This window comes from Anaerococcus porci, from assembly GCF_009696575.1.
GTDB lineage: Bacteria > Bacillota > Clostridia > Tissierellales > Peptoniphilaceae > Anaerococcus > Anaerococcus porci.
Genome location: NZ_VULQ01000010.1, coordinates 1 through 16,526 on the forward strand (window position 1 = coordinate 1; position 16,526 = coordinate 16,526).

Sequence of the window (16,526 nt, forward strand, 5' to 3'; positions counted from 1 at the left end):
TGATTAATTGTAAAATGTAATTGGGTCATTTGATACCTCCTAGTTTAGTTTTGGCTTGTTAAAAACATTGTACTAGTTTGGGTTTCAAATGACCTTTTTCTTTTTACACAATTATACGGACTCTATCCGCACAAAATAATTATAATAAATTTAAAATTATTATAATACTTGGTATGGTTGAAAAGAAAATGTATAAGAAGGAGATTACATAATTTGAAAATTAGAAAAATTTTAAAATCAGACCTTAAAGATTTAGCAAAGTTAATGGTATCTATATACAATGCTCCACCATGGAATGATAAATGGACTGAAGAAACAGCTTTAGAATCATTATATACTATATTAGAATTTCCTAAGTTTTATGGAAATGTAATAGTTGATGGAGATAAAATAATTGGAGCGATAATGGGTCATAATAGAAGATACGCTACTGAAACCACATATTATATCTATGAGTTTTTTGTTTCTGATAAATATAGGAGAAAAGGCGTAGCAACAAATTTATATAAGAATACTATCGATGAATTAAATGAACTTGGGATTAGTGGTGCTTTCTTTACGACTTTGAGGAATAGCTCAGCTTATAATTTTTATGTAAAACAAGGCGCTTTGGATTTGATAGATTCAGCGTGTTTTTACCATAAATTTTAAAAGAATATTATTAAGTAAATCTATAAATAAGGTGACTAAACATTAACACTAGAATGAGTATAATACTTCCTTAGGTTAGTAATTAATTTGTGTATCAACCTAAATTCTGAAATGATATGTACCTCTTTATTGGACAAACCATTAAAGAGGTATTTTTATGTATTGATAGATATACTAACTATAAAATAAAGTTTTATAGAGTTGACTAAATTATAATAATTAACTTGTGAGAGAATAGTTTTAGTATTTCTTAAATTATTAGTTGTCAAAGCTCTAGACAATAGTATCAAATTTCTTGTCATAATTTTTAAATGGTTAATTTATATAACAATTTCACAAAATACCATATCAAGTATGGCGAGGGTTTGCTCTTTAATTAAACCATAATATAATTTTATTTAAAACAAATTTATTTAAGCAAAAATCTATAATTGTTAAAATAATGAATAGATTTTTTATGCATATGAGTCTTTCGAAAAATTAAAATCTTATCCATGCTGATAAAAGCTATGAGAGTATATAAAATTAATGTAAAGAAAATAGAATAATAGTTTTTAAAAATATTGAAACTAATAGCTTTTAGGATTTTTAATGAAATCTTAAAAGCTATTTTGAATTTTACTTACTTTATCTTAATCTCATTTTTTTAGTCTATATTAAGGTAAGATTGCTCAAAAAATTCTATTTTCCTAAATAATAAAGAATAAGAAATAAAAAAATTGACTTATACTACGTAACACGATATACATATAATATACTAGATAGCAGAGGTGGAAAGTTGAAAAATGATAAAAATATAATTGGTGAAATTCCACTTACAGAAACGGCATTTTTAATATTACTAGCAATGGTAGAACCAAATCACGGATATGGGGTTATGCAAGATGTAGAAAAAATTACTGGTGGAAGAGTAATATTTGGTCCAGGAACCTTATATGGAGCAATAAATAATTTAGAAAGAAAAGGATGGATTGAACTTGATTTTAATGATAAAAAGAATAGAAAAAAATTTATAAGACAACAAAGCTTGGTAAAGAGATTTTGTACTTAGAAATAGAAAGAATGGATAGATTAGTGAAAGAGAGTAATTGTTTATTGGAAGGAGAGTAAAATGTATACTGTTTTCAAAATTTTTCTAAATCCTATTGAAGATAGGGAAAATTATTTAAATAAAATGGCAAAACAAGGATATGAATTGGTTTCAAGTGGAGGACTTATTCATAAATTTAAAAAGACTGACAAAAACAAAAGCTACATTGTGCAATATATTGGATATATGAGTAATAGAGAGCGAAGAGAATATATGAAATTTGTTGAAAATATGGATATGAAAGTACTATATTCACCTTTAAATTTAGGTAAAAGATCTTTTGGAAATATTAAATTTAGACTTTTTAATCCAATTAAAAGTAGTATAGCTACAAGTCATGGTATGATAAATAGAGAAATTATGATTTTAGAAAATGATACTGATAAAAAAATAGAAGTATACTCTGATAAGAATAGTAAAATAGAAGACCTATCGAAAAGAAAGAATCCATATATTTGTCTATTAGTTCTATTAATGATACTTATTTCCATAGGACTAATGAAAACATTTGGAATTAGTACTTATTTATTTAATAAAACACTTTTAAGTTTTAGAACTTTAAACAATGTTATTGCTATATGGATTATATTAGGTATAGCTGTGATGATATACTCTATAATTAATTTATCTATAATAAACAACTTAATTAAGAAAATTGATTCTTAAAAAATCTAAAATATAACTTGATTTTAGATATTCAAATATTATTTAAATATGATTAAGAATTAAAATAATTGATAAATTCTAAGGGCTATTGCAAAATGAATTAATCGTTTCAAAATCATTAAATCTCTTATATGACAATTTTGCCTCCATGAGCTGTCAGTCCATTCTCAAATTGTCTATGAGTAACTTGTAATGATGGAACGATACAAATTTATAATTTGCAACAGCCTATTTTTTATTGATAAATTATCATTTGTTAATATGCTAATCATTACACTATAGAATGAATATTTATATTTGATCAATAGAATTATTAATTGACAAACAAATATAATTTAAAGCTTGATTGCCATAAAATAGATAGAGTCCGTATAATTGTGAGTATACTAATAATAAAACATAACTAAATTTTAAAACAAGAAATTAATATATATATATTAATTATGTAGGAATATCTTAGATTAGAAAAGGTATAAAAATGCTAACATAAAAATAATATTATTGAATTTCAATTATCTATTCAAGCGATTGTTTGAAGGATAGTTATTAATTTATATCCACTGCTCGATGGAATATTTTAAGGAGAAGTAGTCTGATTTATATAAACCTTTGTAGAATCAATTATTATTGTTGTAGGTATCTTCATGATGCTTGGAAAATTAAATAAGGTAAGCAAATAAAAAGCATAAGCGTAAAATTTTTTATTATTTAATCTAATCGGAGGTTGAAAAATTAGAATGCCTTAATTTATGTTAAATATTTAGCTATAAAGCAAAAGAACAAAAACTAAAAAAATCTATGTATTGAATTTAGATTGTAAATCATAGTAGAAATAGCTTTTTTAAAAATCCATATAAGTGTTTGTTTTTCTATATATTCATTTAAACAAATAACATAAGTAAAGAAAAAACAGTTTTCTTTCATTTTAGAGGGCTTCTCATGCCTAAGTTCAGGAGTCCTTCTTTTTTGTCTAAAAACAAAGATAAAAAAATGGATGAAACTTAAATGTCAAAAGAATATTAGCTCTATGTAGGTGGATAAAAAATCAAGGTAAACAAATAGATAATAAAGTATACTGGCAAGAAAGAGAAGATGTTAATTATTAAATAAAAATTTAAATTGTAAAGATCAAAACACGATATAATAAAATGATAAAGAATATCAATTGGAGGGGGCTATGTTTAAAATTTTCTTTGAAAATGTTATAAAACCAAAAGATATTTTTGGCGGAAGATTAATGTTAAAAAGTATGAATAAGGTCATGAGAAATTAGCAATTTGAGGAAGAAATTTTTTGAAAATTGATAAAGAAGATATCATCTTAGATCTAGGATGTGGTGGTGCAATATAGAGTATTTTTTGACAAAAGTTCGTAAAGTATATGGAATAGATTATTCAAAAACAAGTGTAGAGATAGCAAGCTTATTAAATAAAGATGCAAATAAAAAATGGAAGATGTCAAATTATAGAAGGAAATGCACAAAGAATTCCTTTTAAAGAAAAATCTATAGATATTGTTACTGCTTTTGAAACCATATACTTTTGGAATAATATAGAGGATTGCTTTAAAGAAGTTTATCGTGTATAAAAAAATAATGGACAATTTTAATTTGCAACGAAGGTGCATTTAGAGAACAAAAAAATATCAAAAAATGGGCAGATATGTTAAATTTTAAAGTGTATTCTCCAACAGATTTAACAAAAATGTTGTTTAATCTTGGCTTTATTTGTTAATATCATTTGGATAAGAAAAATCAATTGGCTTTTATATCCAAAAAATGAATATTAGAATTTATTAAGAGAAGGTGTTTTATTTTGTTAGCTTTAATAGGTGATAATATAAATATTTTAAATTAAAACTAGAAAGGTTTAATTGATTAAAGTGTTTGACTATATTTCACAAAAATACCTCCTTACTGTTTTATATAGTAAAGAGGTTAAAGCTAATATTAGCTAGTGGTCTATTTTTTAAGAAATTGTGATGATATCATTTGAATTCCATTTGTCATAATTGATATACCTATAAGTATATTAAGTGTAAACAGTGCTCTTATTGGTTCTATTGCTATAGAAAATCCGAAAAACACCAACAATATTCCTAATACTAGATTAAAATACTTCATTATATTGCTTTGATTTAAGGCGGAATATATTCCTGCAACTCCATCAATTATGAACCAAAGTGCAACCATATAGAAGACAAGTGAACTTGTAAATGAAGGATTAGTTAAGAATATAATACCAAGAAGCAATAAAATTATTCCATATAATAATTCTACTTTATTAATGTCATTCTCTCTTTTATAATTTGCATATGAATCATATAGAAAGAAGCAGCCTCTTAGCAAAACAGCCCATGCCATAAGTGAAATAATAGCTAAAAGTGTTGATATGGGCTTGCTTAAAATAAACATACCAAATAGAGTGATACCCATACCTATCAATATTGATAGGATTTTATTTTCTTTTTTCATAAAAGTTCCTCCTAATTCTTACGGCTAGATTATAGCATATAATAATATATTCAACAATATTAAAGTAAGATTACCTTAAATACCAGGATATATCTTACACTTTAAAATATTTTAATGTTTTTAGATTTTATTTTGTAATTTATAAAAATATCTATTGAGATTTTAGTCCCAATAGATATTTTAGTTTCTTCATTACTTGATGTATTTTTTCAAAACTTCTTTATATAGATCTATAAATTTCAAATATCTATCTATATAAACAAATTCATCTACTTTGTGACTTACCTCTATACCACCAGGTCCATAAATTGCAAAGTCCATTTTTTTATTTCTGTTAAAGAAATTTGCACCATCTGTTGTACCTCTTGAAAATGTTGCAGAAATTGGCATTTCTTTTTTTTCTTTGAGCTCATTTACGAAATCTTCATTTAAGGTACTTGTGTTGCAAAGATTTTCTGCTTTATTAGGATCAGCACACTCTCTAATTATCTTTATTAATTTTGAATTAGGATTTGATTGTACTGGCATTGAAGATTGAGTAACTTCGAATTTTAAATTTCTATTATCTCCATTAAATTCATTTACTAATTTTTCTATAAAGTCTTTCATCTTGTTGTTATCAAATTCTGGTATAGTCCTTATATTGCCGCTAAAGCTTGCACTGTCAGGTATAGAATTGATTTGAGTGCCACCTTCTATTTGAGTGATGTTAAATATAGTATGTCCGAAAATTTCATTTTCATAATTTTTGCAGATTTCTTCCATCTTATTTTTTAGAATATTTCTAAAATCAAGTAAATTGTCTATGGCGTTTACTCCCATTTCTGGCATTGAAGAGTGTGAAGCAAGGCCTTTTGAAGAAATTTTATAGTTGAATGAACCCATATGTGCATAAGTTATTTGTGAAATATTTCCTAGATAAGCAGGCTCTCCTACTATAAGAGCATCTAAATCATCTGCATATCCTCTATTACTTAAATCTTCAGAACCATATTGACCAATTTCTTCACCTACAGTAAATAAAAGCCTAATCGTACCCTCAAAATTCTCCTCTGCTAGTTCCATAAAAGCGATAGTCATCGCCATAAGACCCGCCTTCATATCAGATGTGCCACGTCCATATAGTTTGTTGCCAACTATTTCTGCACCATATGGATCGTGTTGCCAATCAGAACTCTTGCCCTCACTTACCACATCCATGTGACCTGTAAGTCCAATTTTTTTACCTCCATTGGAAAATTCTACTACAAGAGACGCACGATTCTTATCATATTGAATAAGCTCGGTTTTTATATTTTCACCCTTAAGCATATTCATCAAATATTGTGCAACTAAAAGTTCATCACCATTTACTGATTTGATTTTTATAATATCCTTGAGGGCTTCAATTTTTTCTTCTCTATTCATATAATCACTCCTTAAATAATATAATATAAATTTCACAGCTTAAATAAGATAATAATTATCTATAAGCTTAGTTAGAATTATTAACAGATGAAATTTTATTCTAATTATTTATACCCAAATTTAATGGTTGTTAAGAGGTTTTTAGTATATTTTTGTAGCTACAATAAAAATATCCGTATAATTATGAAAATAAGTAATTATTTGAAGCTTAACTAGAACAATATTTTTAAAGACAAAAACTAAAGAAAATAAATATTATTAATTTTAATAGGGTATAAATCTAATGATATCATTAAAGGAGAAAATCATGAAAGATAAAAATTGTGCTTATTGTATGAATAATGAATTAGTAGATGCATTTGGAATTAAGATTGGTGATTTAGAAAATAGTCAGCTATATCTTTTTAAAGAACAAAGTCATCTAGGAAGAGTTATTGTAGCTTATAAGAAACACGTAAGTGAAATAGTAGATATTAGCGATGATGAAAGAGATGCTTACTTTTCTGATATAGCAAAAGTTGCTAAGGCAATCCACAAAATTTTTAAGCCAAAGAAAATTAACTATGGTGCTTATGGCGATACAGGTTGTCATCTTCATTTCCATTTAGTTCCAAAATATGAGGATGATGAATTTGAATGGGGAGGAGTCTTTGCCATGAATCCAGAAAGGATATATCTTGATGAAGATGAGTATAAAAAGATTATTGACTCAATAAAAAAGGAATTGGATTTGTAATCTATAGTATAGTAAATTCTAAAAGCTAGAATAAAGAAGCTGTTGCAAAATGAATTTATCGTTTTAAGTATCCACATTTCTCTATTAAAATTTTATCTTGACAAGTATTCTATGAAAAGAATTCCTAAGAGAGTGAAGGATGATAGAAGAATAAAATTCATAAAAATTCATAGATTTGTGACAGTTCTTTTTTTAATACAATATAATATTAGTCGATGATAAGAATTTTTACAAATCCTTTGTATATTAGGTGTTTTATTCTAATGTCTACAAAGGTATGGAATTAGCTAAAAAGAAATGTAGTCTTGAAATAACATATAAAAAGGAGTATTTATATATTTATACTATAATTAAGCAAGTTTAACCATATATAGAACTTTTTTAAAAGAGGTAGATTTGCTATAAAAATAAAGAATAATTAGGAGAAAGTATTATGCTCAAAAAAAATAGTATTGTATTAGTTATTTATATGCTTTTTATGGCAATGGGACTTTATATTAGTTATAAAGTTTTAGGAGTTGATTATAATTCATCAAATTTCAGTAAGACATTTTTACCATTTACATTTTTATTAGCCTTGTTTGCACTATCCTATGGACTAAAGCATAGAAAAGAGCTTGCTTTAGACAATGAAGGAAAAAAGAATTATCTACCATTTGCTATTGCTTTTATTACAATTGTAGCTTTTGGAATTTTTTTTCTGATAAATAATTTTGCTTTGAATATAGCTTTTTTTATTCTGTTAGTTGATACAGCCTTGACAGCTATTGCAGAGGAGACGATTTATAGGGGTATTGTATTGGGCGGATTAGTAAAAAAAATATCAACAATTTCAGCCTTGTTATGCAGTGCAGTTTTATTTTCCCTCTTGCATTTATTAAATCTTTTAGCTGGTTTGTCAATTAATGAGGTTATAAACCAGATGGGTTCAACTTTTATAATGGGAATGTTTTTAGGGGCCCTATATTTAGAAAGTAAAAATATTTTTCTACCAATATTATTTCATTGGATGTGGAATTTTATTATATTGTCTAATGGTCTATCTACAATAGATTTTATGCCAATAGTACTATTATTAGTAATTGGAGGAGAGATTTTTGCTATCATATATTTTTTATTAAAGCAATTAAGAAGAAAAATATGAGACTATAAGTTTTAAAATAGTCAAGTCCATAATATTGTGTAAATTATCCTAGTCCAATATTTACTATTTCATTTTAATATACAATTTAGAAGATGTTATCCAATCCTCATTGATATCAATGAGGATTGCGCCTATTAGTCTAATAGCTGAGTCTTCATTTGGAAATATTCTAACGACTTTCTCTCTCCTTCTAACTTCTTCGTTTAGTCTTTCTAAGCAATTGGTTGATTTAAGTCTACTATGAATTACTCCATTAGATAAATAGGAAAAAGCATCTTCAAAGCCTTCATCTAAGGTGTTTAAAGAGGTTTGATATTTCTTTTCTGTTTCATATTTTGAGAAGATTTCTTCTTTCATTTTTCTTGCTAAGTTTATATCTTGGATTTTAAATAGGGCTTTGATGTCTGTTCTAAAGTCTTCAGTGTTTTTCTTTGGTGCTTTTGATAGGATATTTCTTAAGAAATGTACCTGACATCTTTGCCATATTACATTTAAGAATGTTTCTTTTATTGCTTTTACTAGAGCTTTGTGAGCATCTGATATTACCATTTTAAGTCCAGATAGTCCTCTAGCTTTTAAATATTCAAAGAAGTTTGACCATGAATATTCACTTTCACTAGAACTTAGGTCTAAGCCTATGATTTCTCTATTTCCTTTTTCAGTTATTCCTATTGCAATATGACAAGCTTTTGATACTACACGATTGTTTTCCCTTACTTTTATGTAGACCACATCTACGATTAAATAAGGGTATTTCACTGAACTTAAGTCACTATTTCTCCATAGCTTTACTTCTTCGTCAAGCTCTTTAGTTAAAGATGATACAAAGGATTTAGAATATGTTTTGCCACATATATTTTCTATCACCTTGGATACTTTTCTTGTTGATACTCCTTGAACATACATTTCTAGCATGGTTGCAATAGGTACTCTTAAAGTTAATATTCCTATTTTGGTTGTATAGTCACGTTCATAGTATCCATTACGGTAGGTGATTCTGTTAGGATCTCTTTGATAGGCTGTATTTTCTAAATATTCATCTATTTCTTTTTCCATAAGCTCGTTAAATATTTTACTTAGAATAGTTCTTGCCATATCATTTTTAACTTCTTAGTTAATTAAGTTTTGAATATCTTCTATGTTTAATGTAAAATGTAATTGGGTCATTTGTTCCTCCTAGTTTAGTTTTGGTTTGTTAAAAACATTGTACTAGTTTGGGTTTTAAATGACCTTTTTCTTTTTACACAATTATACGGACTCTATCTTTTAATTTGATTGTTTCATTTGTTATTTTTTAATAGTAAATTGTGAAAATATTTTATTATTGAATTGAAAAAATTAATAGACGAATATTTGTCTAAATAATGGGTATAAAATAAATATAAGAATTTAGAACGAATTCTTATAAGTTATTTATAAATTATAAAAGGAGGATTTTATGAAACTTTACTACGCACCGGGTACATGTGCTGTATCCGTTTGGATTTCTCTTCAATGGGCGGGAGCAGATTTTGAGGTAGAAAGAGTTGAGTTAGGTTCTGATGAATATAAGAAGATCAATCCATCAGGAGCAGTTCCAGCTCTTGATACAAAAGATGGAAACATAAAAACTCAAGCAGGTGCAATATTATCATATATTGCAAGTAAGTATAAAGAAAAAGATTTAGGGCCAGATGAAGGACTTGAAAATGAATTTTTGTTCAATCAGATTTCAGCATTTTTATCTGCAGATTATCATCCAGCTTTTTGGCCAATGTTTGGTCCAGAAGATTATACATCAAGCAGAGATGAGAAAGATTTAGAGAAGGTTATTGAAGCTGCATATAAAAAGATTAATAGTGTTGCGATGATTTTGGATAACATGCTTGAAGGAAAGACTCATATCTATAAGAATAAAAAGACAGTTCTTGATGCATATGCTTATATTTTAAGTCGTTGGCTTTCAAAGACTCCAAAGTCTTGGACAGAATATCCAAATTTAAAGAAGTTTATGGAAACTATGGAAAATGATGAGGAAGTTCAAAAGATTATAGAGCTTTCTACAAAAAAATTCAATAGATTTTAAGAGACCTTTAGAGTAGATTTAGCATGATTTTTGTAAAAATTAAACTTAAATTTATGCTATTTTTTTAAAAAGAAATTATATCTAATTAGATATAATTTAAGGAGAATATTATGAATTCAAAAAAGATTAGAGATCAAAAATTCGATCATTTATTAACACCAGAAAACGCAGCATTTATAGCAATTGATTATCAACCTATTCAAGTTAGCTCCATAAAAAGTATGGATCAAAAAGAACTTGTAAATAATATAACAAAGACAGCAAAACTTGCAAAAATTTTTAAGCTTCCAACAGTTTTAAGCACAGTTAATGTAAAAAGTGGTGAAAATGAACCACAAATAAAAGAAATCGAAGAAATTTTTCCAAATATTGAACCAGTTGATAGAACTACAATAAATTCTTGGGAAGATGAGGAATTTTATGAGGCTGTAAAGAAAATTGGAAGAAAGAAGCTTATTATAACAGCACTTTGGACTGAGGCATGTCTTAGTTTTCCAGCACTTGATGCTCTAAAGGAAGGATATGAGGTTTATGTTGTAGTAGATGCTGTTGGAGGTACAAGTAAATTAGCACACAAAGTTGCTCTTAGACGTATGGAACAAGCTGGAGCAAAACTTATTAGTTTTACACAACTTGCTTGTGAACTTCAAAGAGATTGGAACAGGGAAGAAACAAAAGAAGAATTTGCAAAAATTTTGTTTAGTTAATAGAGGCTAATTTAATAAGGATTACCTTGTAAGAATGGGTATTTATTTTAAATTATTTCGTTTTTCAATATAAGAGTTAGATCGTTGAGGGAATATATGAATATTTCATTAAAATTAATAATAGCACTTCATAGGAGCATCGATAAAATCGATAAAAGAACAATGAAACTTGCTCAAGAAGAAGGTTTAACCTTTGGTCAGTTTGAAGTTTTAGAAGTTCTTTATAGCAAGGGAGATATGAGTATCGGGAATGTAATGAAGAAGATTTTGAGTAGCGTAGGAACTATTTCTGTTATTGTAAACAACTTGGTAAAACTTGGTTATATCGAAAAACTTTCTTGCAAAAATGATAAAAGAGTTTGTATTTTACACCTAAAGGATAAGGGAAGAGATATTATTGAAAGGGTTATTGTTAAAAATACAGAAATGCTAGAAGAATCTTTCTCGATGTTAACAGAAGAAGAAAAAGAAAATTTGTTAATAATTTTAAAGAAAATTTGAGGTATTTATGGATAGAGAAGTAATTAAAAAAGTACAAGGTTTTAGAACGAAAGATGGTGCTGGAGTAAGCTTGGTAAGAGTTTTAGGTAATCAAACTGTGGAGGATTTCGATCCGATTTTGATGCTTGACTCATTTGATAGTATAAATCCAGATGAATATACTGCAGGTTTTCCAATGCATCCACATAGAGGAATTGAAACAGTTAGCTATCTTTCTAAGGGAAAGATGGTTCATAAAGATACTCTTGGAAATGAAGATGGAATTAGCGATGGAGAGGTTCAATGGATGAACTCTGGATCTGGAATTGAACATGAGGAAATGGTTCCAGCAGCTGATAGACTTCTTGGTGTTCAACTTTGGTTAAATCTTCCACAAAAGGAAAAGATGAGTAAACCAACTTACACTAAAATTCATAAGGATGAGATAGAAGAAATTGATATTGAGGGCGGTAAGATTCGTTTGATTTCTGGAAGCTACAAGGATCATAATGGTTTTAAAGGAGAACACTTGCCACTTGATTATTATGATATTCATTTGGAGCCAAATAGAGAATTTACAATTGAAACAGATAACGATAAATCCGTCATGATTTTTACACTAGTAGGAGATGTTTATGTTGGAGATGAGCATATTGAAGAAAAAACAGCTGCAAAGCTATCAGAAGGTGATAAACTAACAATTAAAAATGGAGACAATAATGCACAAGTATTATTTATCAGTTCCAACAAGCTTAATGAAGATGTTGCATGGGCAGGACCTATTGTAATGAATACTTCGAAAGAAATCCGACAAGCTTATGAAGATCTTAGAAATGGAACATTTATAAAGGAAAAAATTGAATTTAATGCTGATTAAATTAGAAAAGCGAATTTTTAAAATCACTTTTAAAAATTAAAGATGATTTTATTTTGTTAGAAAAAAGGAGAAATAATGAGAGTAGAATTTAAAAAAGACAGAAATAGAGTGGTACTTTACGATGAGAAAAATAAACTTGTTGGAGAGTCTACGTTTTCACTTTCCGATATGAAATGGATTATAGATCACACATATGTGGATGAAAGTTTAAGAGGTAAGGGATATGCTTCAAAACTTGTGGAAAAGATAATTGAAAGAGCGAGAGAAAAAAATATAAAGATTATTCCCTTATGCCCATATGCAAAAAGAGAGTTTGAAAAACATTCTGAATATGATGATGTGCTTTTTAAATAGGAGGTTGGATGATGAAGGTAAAAAACTATATAGAATTACAAAAGGCTTTAAATTCAAATGACGATTTAATTGAAATTTATAATTCATTTACAATTCCAAATTCAATCACATTGAAAAAAGGAAAGAAACTTATTGGTAAAAATAAAAATGTGCTTATAAGTTTTATGAATGGTGGAGGAATTGGACTTGAAGGCGATAATGAGATTAAGAATCTTGCAATTCAAACATCACATAAAGAAAGGGCTATCTTTATAAATTCAGAACTAGAAGATTTAAAAGATATATACCTAAAAGATCTTACAGTTACAGGTGTAGTTCAAATTCTTACAAGAGGAAATAATAAATTTTTAAATTTAGACATTGAAAATCTTGATATTGTTTCTGCAGATGCAAGGGGATTTACGGAAAGGCCTATGAAATACGGCGTAATTGTATATCAAGGAGCGTTTACAATTTATAACTTTAATCCATCTAAGGATAGCGAAATAATAGCAAATATTAAGGGATTAAAAATAGGAAGAGAACTTGCGCCTGTCCTTGGAAGTGGAGTATTTGTATCAGGATTTAATGACGAAGGAGGAAAAGTTACAGTAAATGAACTTGAAACAAAAGACATCTACTCTAACGGAATGATTCCAACAGGTCAACCTAATTTAATTACAGGTGCTATATTTATTGTATATGGTGCTCATGCAAAGAAAATTGTTTCAAATGGAGTTGTTAAAACATATGGAAACAACGATATGGTTCTTGATGTTTGGGGAGTTGTCGATGATTGGACAACAAATGAAAAAGTAATTAGCTATGGCTCAAGTGGTATCGGATTTGTAAATTTTGGAACAGTTAAAAAATTCCTTGCAAACAGTTCAATTGAAACTTATGGTAAAGGTGCCAGAGGATTCAACCAATACGACGGTACTATAAATGATGCCACATTTTATTCAATAAAAACTCTTGGTGATGGATCTATTGGTATGCAATTTTCAAAACCAGTAGGGAAGATCACTATCACTAAATCAGTTGAAACCTTTGGTGGAGAAGGGGAAACACTTGTAAAAGGTGTTATAAAAACTTTAAAAGCAGACGGCATAAGTGTGCTTGAAGGCGCAGTAATAGAAAATTTAGTTGTTGGAGAAAACATTGAAACAAATGGCGATGGGGTTATAAGTTTTAATATTGATGGCGGCGAAGTTAAAGAATTTGAAATAAAGGGAGAAATTATTGCAAAGGGGAGAGGTTCAAAAGAAAGAAATGTGTAAGTCAATAATTGGTCTATGAGAGTCCATAAATAATTTTGTGTCAATCATTATTCTTTATTATGATTTGGGTTTATGCATAAAATTTTAAAAGTCGCATATGTATTTAGATATGGAATGACTTTATAATATTTTAATCGGAATGTATCATATATATTATAGAATATGTTCCGTTTAATTTTGTCTTAATCAAACTATTTAATATGTCAGTTTATTTCATTTATTATCTCTTTATAGTTTTAGCTTTAGAATCCCAAGGTAATTTATCATTTTTAAATTACTAAAATAATCATATTTTATGAAATACTTTAAATTATATTGTATAACATTAATGGGATTGGATTTTTCTTTCTATATATGTGAATCAAATTTTGTATAATATAATAATATTAAGTGAAGTTTTAGATATAAAAATAGTAAAAATTTTAATCTTTTCTTAATTGATGGAGAAGTTACTGGAAGAATAAAATGTACTATGGGCAATTGGACTGGTTTAGCTTATAAAATTCCAAGATCTTATTTAGATAAGTGTAAAGACAGGTCAGATTTAAAGCAGAGTGGTATATATTTTCTCTATGGAAAAAAAGAAAATGATGAAGATGAGGTTTACATTGGTCAAGCAGGAATAAGGAAAAATGGAGAAGGAGTTTTATATAGAATAGGTTAACATTTAAAGGACAAATTCTATTTTTCTGAGGTTTTCATGCTCACAACTCAGAATAATTCTTTTGGACAAACAGAGATTTCACATTTAGAAAATAATTTCACTAATATGGCTATGGAAATAGATAGGTACAAAGTAAGAAATGGAAATGATTCTAATCCAGGAAATGTGACTGAAGAAAAGGAATCTGAATTTTTTGATTTTTTAGAATATTCTAAGATAGTTCTTGGTGTATTAGGGTATAAACTTTTTGTTCCTATATTAGATAAAAGGATAAGCCTAGTATAGTAGAAAGCTTTAAAGAAGATGAAGTTTTATATTTATCAAGGACTAGCAGAAAATCTAATAAGATTATAGAAGCAAAGTGCAAGAGAACTAGTGAGGGATTTGTAGTTTTATCAGGAAGTTAAATTGAAGAAAAAGACTCTAAAGCAATACCAAAATCAATAGCAGACTTAAGAAGAAAATATAAATTAAATGAAGAATAATAAATGGGACAATATCTAAAGATTATCTATTTAATAGTCCTTCATATGCATCAGCTTTCTTACTTGGGATGAATACTAATGGAAAAACGGACTGGAAAATTAAAGAAGGCATAACTTTGAAAGAGTTGGAAGAAAGTGAAATACAAGAATAGGTAATCTTAGATAAGTTTCTTTAAGCATAACTTATTTAAAGCTAATGTTTTTATAAATATAAAATAAAAAATCATAAATGGTAAAATTTGATTAAAAAATCTCGTATATAGATATTAGAAATAAATTATTGAGATAAAAATTAAACTCTAAGAGGTGTTATTTTAACTAGGTACTTAATATTTTAATAATTGAATATTTTTTAATTAAAAATAATAGATGAAAATTTTTATAAAAATTAGGATAGGTAATATAAAGAAATAGTATTATTCTATAGTTTCAAACTTTGTATTGTCTAGTAAAGATAGATGTTATTATATCATGCTAATTTATATACAACAAAATATTTTATTTTATAATAAATTGATTTTATATTATGGGAATGATTGATATTTATAATAGTGAATTATATTCAGAAGGATAAATTATCTGAAATTTAAGAAGGGAAGATATTATGGAATTTATAGAATACAAAGATAGCAAAGATAAAGAAAAATTATTACAATTTTTAGAAAACGCAGAGTGGAAACCAGGTCCTTTAACTGCTAAGAAGATTAAAGATGGAAAGAATGAAGAAAAATTTGGCAAAGATGGTGGTCTTTTCTTTTATTTAGAAAATGACAAGCCTCTAGCTTTTGGTTCTCTAGTAAAAGAAGATTATATAAGAAAACCAGGACTTAAACCTTGGATTGCCATGATTTATATTGATCCTAAAGCTCGAGGAAAAAGATTATCAGAAAAAATGACTTTATTTTTGGAGGATAAGGCTAAAGAGTTAGGATATGATAAGGCTTATATCATGACACAACATAAGGACCTTTATGAAAAATATGGCTATAAACTTCAAGAAGTAATCTATGGAGATAAGCATGGTAAAGATTACTTTTATAAGAAATCTCTAAAATAAGATTATTAATAATTGGTGTATTTTGATATGAAATTAAGATTTATTTCTATATTAGAGAATGAATCATTATGATAATGTAAATAAATGTTAATATTTTTCATATAAAGTATTTTATATAAATTATCATAATAAAAAATATAGATTAACAAATAAGTTATACTAGGAGATTAAGATAATAAAGTATAAATTAGGGAATATAAGTTAAGTTATTGATGAGTTATCATATGCTTAGGTAAGATTAAATGTAATTTTCATTGAAATATATAATTAATCTTGTTCTAATCTGATATGTACCCTCTTTTCTGGACAAGCAATAAGGATGGTATTTTTTAAGATATAGTCATAAGTTTGAAAATAAATTTTAAAAATAATTTCAATTATGATATAATTTCTATAAAGAAATTATATTCG

The 16,526-nt window shown here is 27.2% G+C and carries 17 protein-coding genes and 2 pseudogenes; 16 read left to right on the forward strand and 3 right to left on the reverse strand.

Features of this window, described 5'->3' with window-relative positions:
* Positions 1-213: 213 nt before the first annotated feature.
* The 4 genes and pseudogenes from FYJ26_RS07995 to FYJ26_RS08010 all read left to right on the forward strand — a co-directional run bounded on the left by FYJ26_RS07995 (position 214) and on the right by FYJ26_RS08010 (position 4,140).
* Complete coding sequence (locus FYJ26_RS07995; RefSeq protein WP_229771231.1) at positions 214-651, forward strand: GNAT family N-acetyltransferase; 438 nt, start codon at positions 214-216, stop codon at positions 649-651.
* Between the two features lie 778 nt (positions 652-1,429).
* Positions 1,430-1,702, forward strand: a complete 273-nt coding sequence (locus tag FYJ26_RS08000; RefSeq protein ID WP_229771232.1) for a PadR family transcriptional regulator — start codon at positions 1,430-1,432, stop codon at positions 1,700-1,702.
* Between the two features lie 60 nt (positions 1,703-1,762).
* Positions 1,763-2,407 carry a DUF2812 domain-containing protein gene (locus FYJ26_RS08005; protein ID WP_154541335.1) on the forward strand — a complete coding sequence of 215 codons (645 nt, stop codon included), beginning with the start codon at positions 1,763-1,765 and terminating at the stop codon, positions 2,405-2,407.
* A 1,177-nt stretch (positions 2,408-3,584) separates the two neighbouring features.
* Positions 3,585-4,140, forward strand: a pseudogene (locus FYJ26_RS08010) (class I SAM-dependent methyltransferase).
* Between the two features lie 227 nt (positions 4,141-4,367).
* On the opposite strand, the gene FYJ26_RS08015 reads toward FYJ26_RS08010, so the two are convergent.
* Together FYJ26_RS08015 and FYJ26_RS08020 are read right to left on the reverse strand one after the other, a co-directional pair.
* Complete coding sequence (locus FYJ26_RS08015; protein WP_154541337.1) at positions 4,368-4,880, reverse strand: DUF308 domain-containing protein; 513 nt, start codon at positions 4,878-4,880, stop codon at positions 4,368-4,370.
* Positions 4,881-5,072: 192 nt separating this feature from the next.
* Complete coding sequence (locus tag FYJ26_RS08020) at positions 5,073-6,287, reverse strand: ArgE/DapE family deacylase (protein WP_154541339.1); 1,215 nt, start codon at positions 6,285-6,287, stop codon at positions 5,073-5,075.
* A 307-nt stretch (positions 6,288-6,594) separates the two neighbouring features.
* On the opposite strand from FYJ26_RS08020, the gene FYJ26_RS08025 reads away from it, so the two are divergent.
* Together FYJ26_RS08025 and FYJ26_RS08030 are read left to right on the forward strand one after the other, a co-directional pair.
* Positions 6,595-7,023, forward strand: coding sequence for an HIT family protein (locus tag FYJ26_RS08025; RefSeq protein WP_154541341.1), 429 nt, complete (start codon positions 6,595-6,597; stop codon positions 7,021-7,023).
* Between the two features lie 433 nt (positions 7,024-7,456).
* Positions 7,457-8,167, forward strand: a complete 711-nt coding sequence (locus FYJ26_RS08030; RefSeq protein WP_154541343.1) for a CPBP family intramembrane glutamic endopeptidase — start codon at positions 7,457-7,459, stop codon at positions 8,165-8,167.
* Between the two features lie 63 nt (positions 8,168-8,230).
* On the opposite strand, the pseudogene FYJ26_RS08035 reads toward FYJ26_RS08030, so the two are convergent.
* Positions 8,231-9,334 (reverse strand): annotated as a pseudogene (locus FYJ26_RS08035) (IS256 family transposase).
* A gap of 271 nt (positions 9,335-9,605) precedes the next feature.
* Between FYJ26_RS08035 and FYJ26_RS08040 the strand changes: the two are divergent.
* From FYJ26_RS08040 to FYJ26_RS08075, 10 genes are all read left to right on the forward strand, one after another.
* Positions 9,606-10,232, forward strand: a complete 627-nt coding sequence (locus FYJ26_RS08040) for a glutathione S-transferase family protein (protein ID WP_154541345.1) — start codon at positions 9,606-9,608, stop codon at positions 10,230-10,232.
* A 110-nt stretch (positions 10,233-10,342) separates the two neighbouring features.
* On the forward strand, positions 10,343-10,939 hold the full coding sequence (locus FYJ26_RS08045) for a hydrolase (protein WP_154541347.1): 597 nt from the start codon (positions 10,343-10,345) through the stop codon (positions 10,937-10,939).
* A gap of 96 nt (positions 10,940-11,035) precedes the next feature.
* Complete coding sequence (locus FYJ26_RS08050; protein WP_154541349.1) at positions 11,036-11,440, forward strand: MarR family winged helix-turn-helix transcriptional regulator; 405 nt, start codon at positions 11,036-11,038, stop codon at positions 11,438-11,440.
* Between the two features lie 7 nt (positions 11,441-11,447).
* Positions 11,448-12,296 carry a pirin family protein gene (locus tag FYJ26_RS08055; RefSeq protein ID WP_154541351.1) on the forward strand — a complete coding sequence of 283 codons (849 nt, stop codon included), beginning with the start codon at positions 11,448-11,450 and terminating at the stop codon, positions 12,294-12,296.
* Positions 12,297-12,371: 75 nt separating this feature from the next.
* Positions 12,372-12,650: a GNAT family N-acetyltransferase gene (locus FYJ26_RS08060; RefSeq protein ID WP_154541353.1), complete on the forward strand. Its 279-nt coding sequence runs from the start codon at positions 12,372-12,374 to the stop codon at positions 12,648-12,650.
* Positions 12,651-12,658: 8 nt separating this feature from the next.
* Complete coding sequence (locus FYJ26_RS08065; RefSeq protein WP_154541355.1) at positions 12,659-13,909, forward strand: hypothetical protein; 1,251 nt, start codon at positions 12,659-12,661, stop codon at positions 13,907-13,909.
* A gap of 472 nt (positions 13,910-14,381) precedes the next feature.
* A complete protein-coding gene (locus FYJ26_RS11065; protein ID WP_229771233.1) occupies positions 14,382-14,573 on the forward strand; it encodes a GIY-YIG nuclease family protein in 192 nt (63 codons plus the stop codon).
* A gap of 36 nt (positions 14,574-14,609) precedes the next feature.
* Positions 14,610-14,858, forward strand: a complete 249-nt coding sequence (locus FYJ26_RS11070) for a GIY-YIG nuclease family protein (RefSeq protein WP_229771234.1) — start codon at positions 14,610-14,612, stop codon at positions 14,856-14,858.
* Positions 14,859-15,069: 211 nt separating this feature from the next.
* Positions 15,070-15,210, forward strand: coding sequence for a DUF4357 domain-containing protein (locus FYJ26_RS11345; RefSeq protein ID WP_320595157.1), 141 nt, complete (start codon positions 15,070-15,072; stop codon positions 15,208-15,210).
* A 452-nt stretch (positions 15,211-15,662) separates the two neighbouring features.
* The gene (locus FYJ26_RS08075; RefSeq protein WP_154541357.1) at positions 15,663-16,115 is read left to right on the forward strand and encodes a GNAT family N-acetyltransferase; all 453 of its coding nucleotides are present in this window, start codon (positions 15,663-15,665) and stop codon (positions 16,113-16,115) included.
* The last annotated feature ends 411 nt before the right edge of the window (positions 16,116-16,526 follow it).

Coding starts and splice junctions, on each gene's coding strand:
- FYJ26_RS08020 (WP_154541339.1), bottom strand. CDS start 6,287: ATGAATAGAGAAGAAAAAATTGAAGCCCTCAAGGATATTATAAAAATC.
- FYJ26_RS11065 (WP_229771233.1), top strand. CDS start 14,382: ATGGGCAATTGGACTGGTTTAGCTTATAAAATTCCAAGATCTTATTTA.
- FYJ26_RS08060 (WP_154541353.1), top strand. CDS start 12,372: ATGAGAGTAGAATTTAAAAAAGACAGAAATAGAGTGGTACTTTACGAT.
- FYJ26_RS08045 (WP_154541347.1), top strand. CDS start 10,343: ATGAATTCAAAAAAGATTAGAGATCAAAAATTCGATCATTTATTAACA.
- FYJ26_RS08005 (WP_154541335.1), top strand. CDS start 1,763: ATGTATACTGTTTTCAAAATTTTTCTAAATCCTATTGAAGATAGGGAA.
- FYJ26_RS08065 (WP_154541355.1), top strand. CDS start 12,659: ATGATGAAGGTAAAAAACTATATAGAATTACAAAAGGCTTTAAATTCA.
- FYJ26_RS08040 (WP_154541345.1), top strand. CDS start 9,606: ATGAAACTTTACTACGCACCGGGTACATGTGCTGTATCCGTTTGGATT.
- FYJ26_RS08075 (WP_154541357.1), top strand. CDS start 15,663: ATGGAATTTATAGAATACAAAGATAGCAAAGATAAAGAAAAATTATTA.
- FYJ26_RS11070 (WP_229771234.1), top strand. CDS start 14,610: ATGCTCACAACTCAGAATAATTCTTTTGGACAAACAGAGATTTCACAT.
- FYJ26_RS08030 (WP_154541343.1), top strand. CDS start 7,457: ATGCTCAAAAAAAATAGTATTGTATTAGTTATTTATATGCTTTTTATG.
- FYJ26_RS08050 (WP_154541349.1), top strand. CDS start 11,036: ATGAATATTTCATTAAAATTAATAATAGCACTTCATAGGAGCATCGAT.
- FYJ26_RS08055 (WP_154541351.1), top strand. CDS start 11,448: ATGGATAGAGAAGTAATTAAAAAAGTACAAGGTTTTAGAACGAAAGAT.
- FYJ26_RS08025 (WP_154541341.1), top strand. CDS start 6,595: ATGAAAGATAAAAATTGTGCTTATTGTATGAATAATGAATTAGTAGAT.
- FYJ26_RS08015 (WP_154541337.1), bottom strand. CDS start 4,880: ATGAAAAAAGAAAATAAAATCCTATCAATATTGATAGGTATGGGTATC.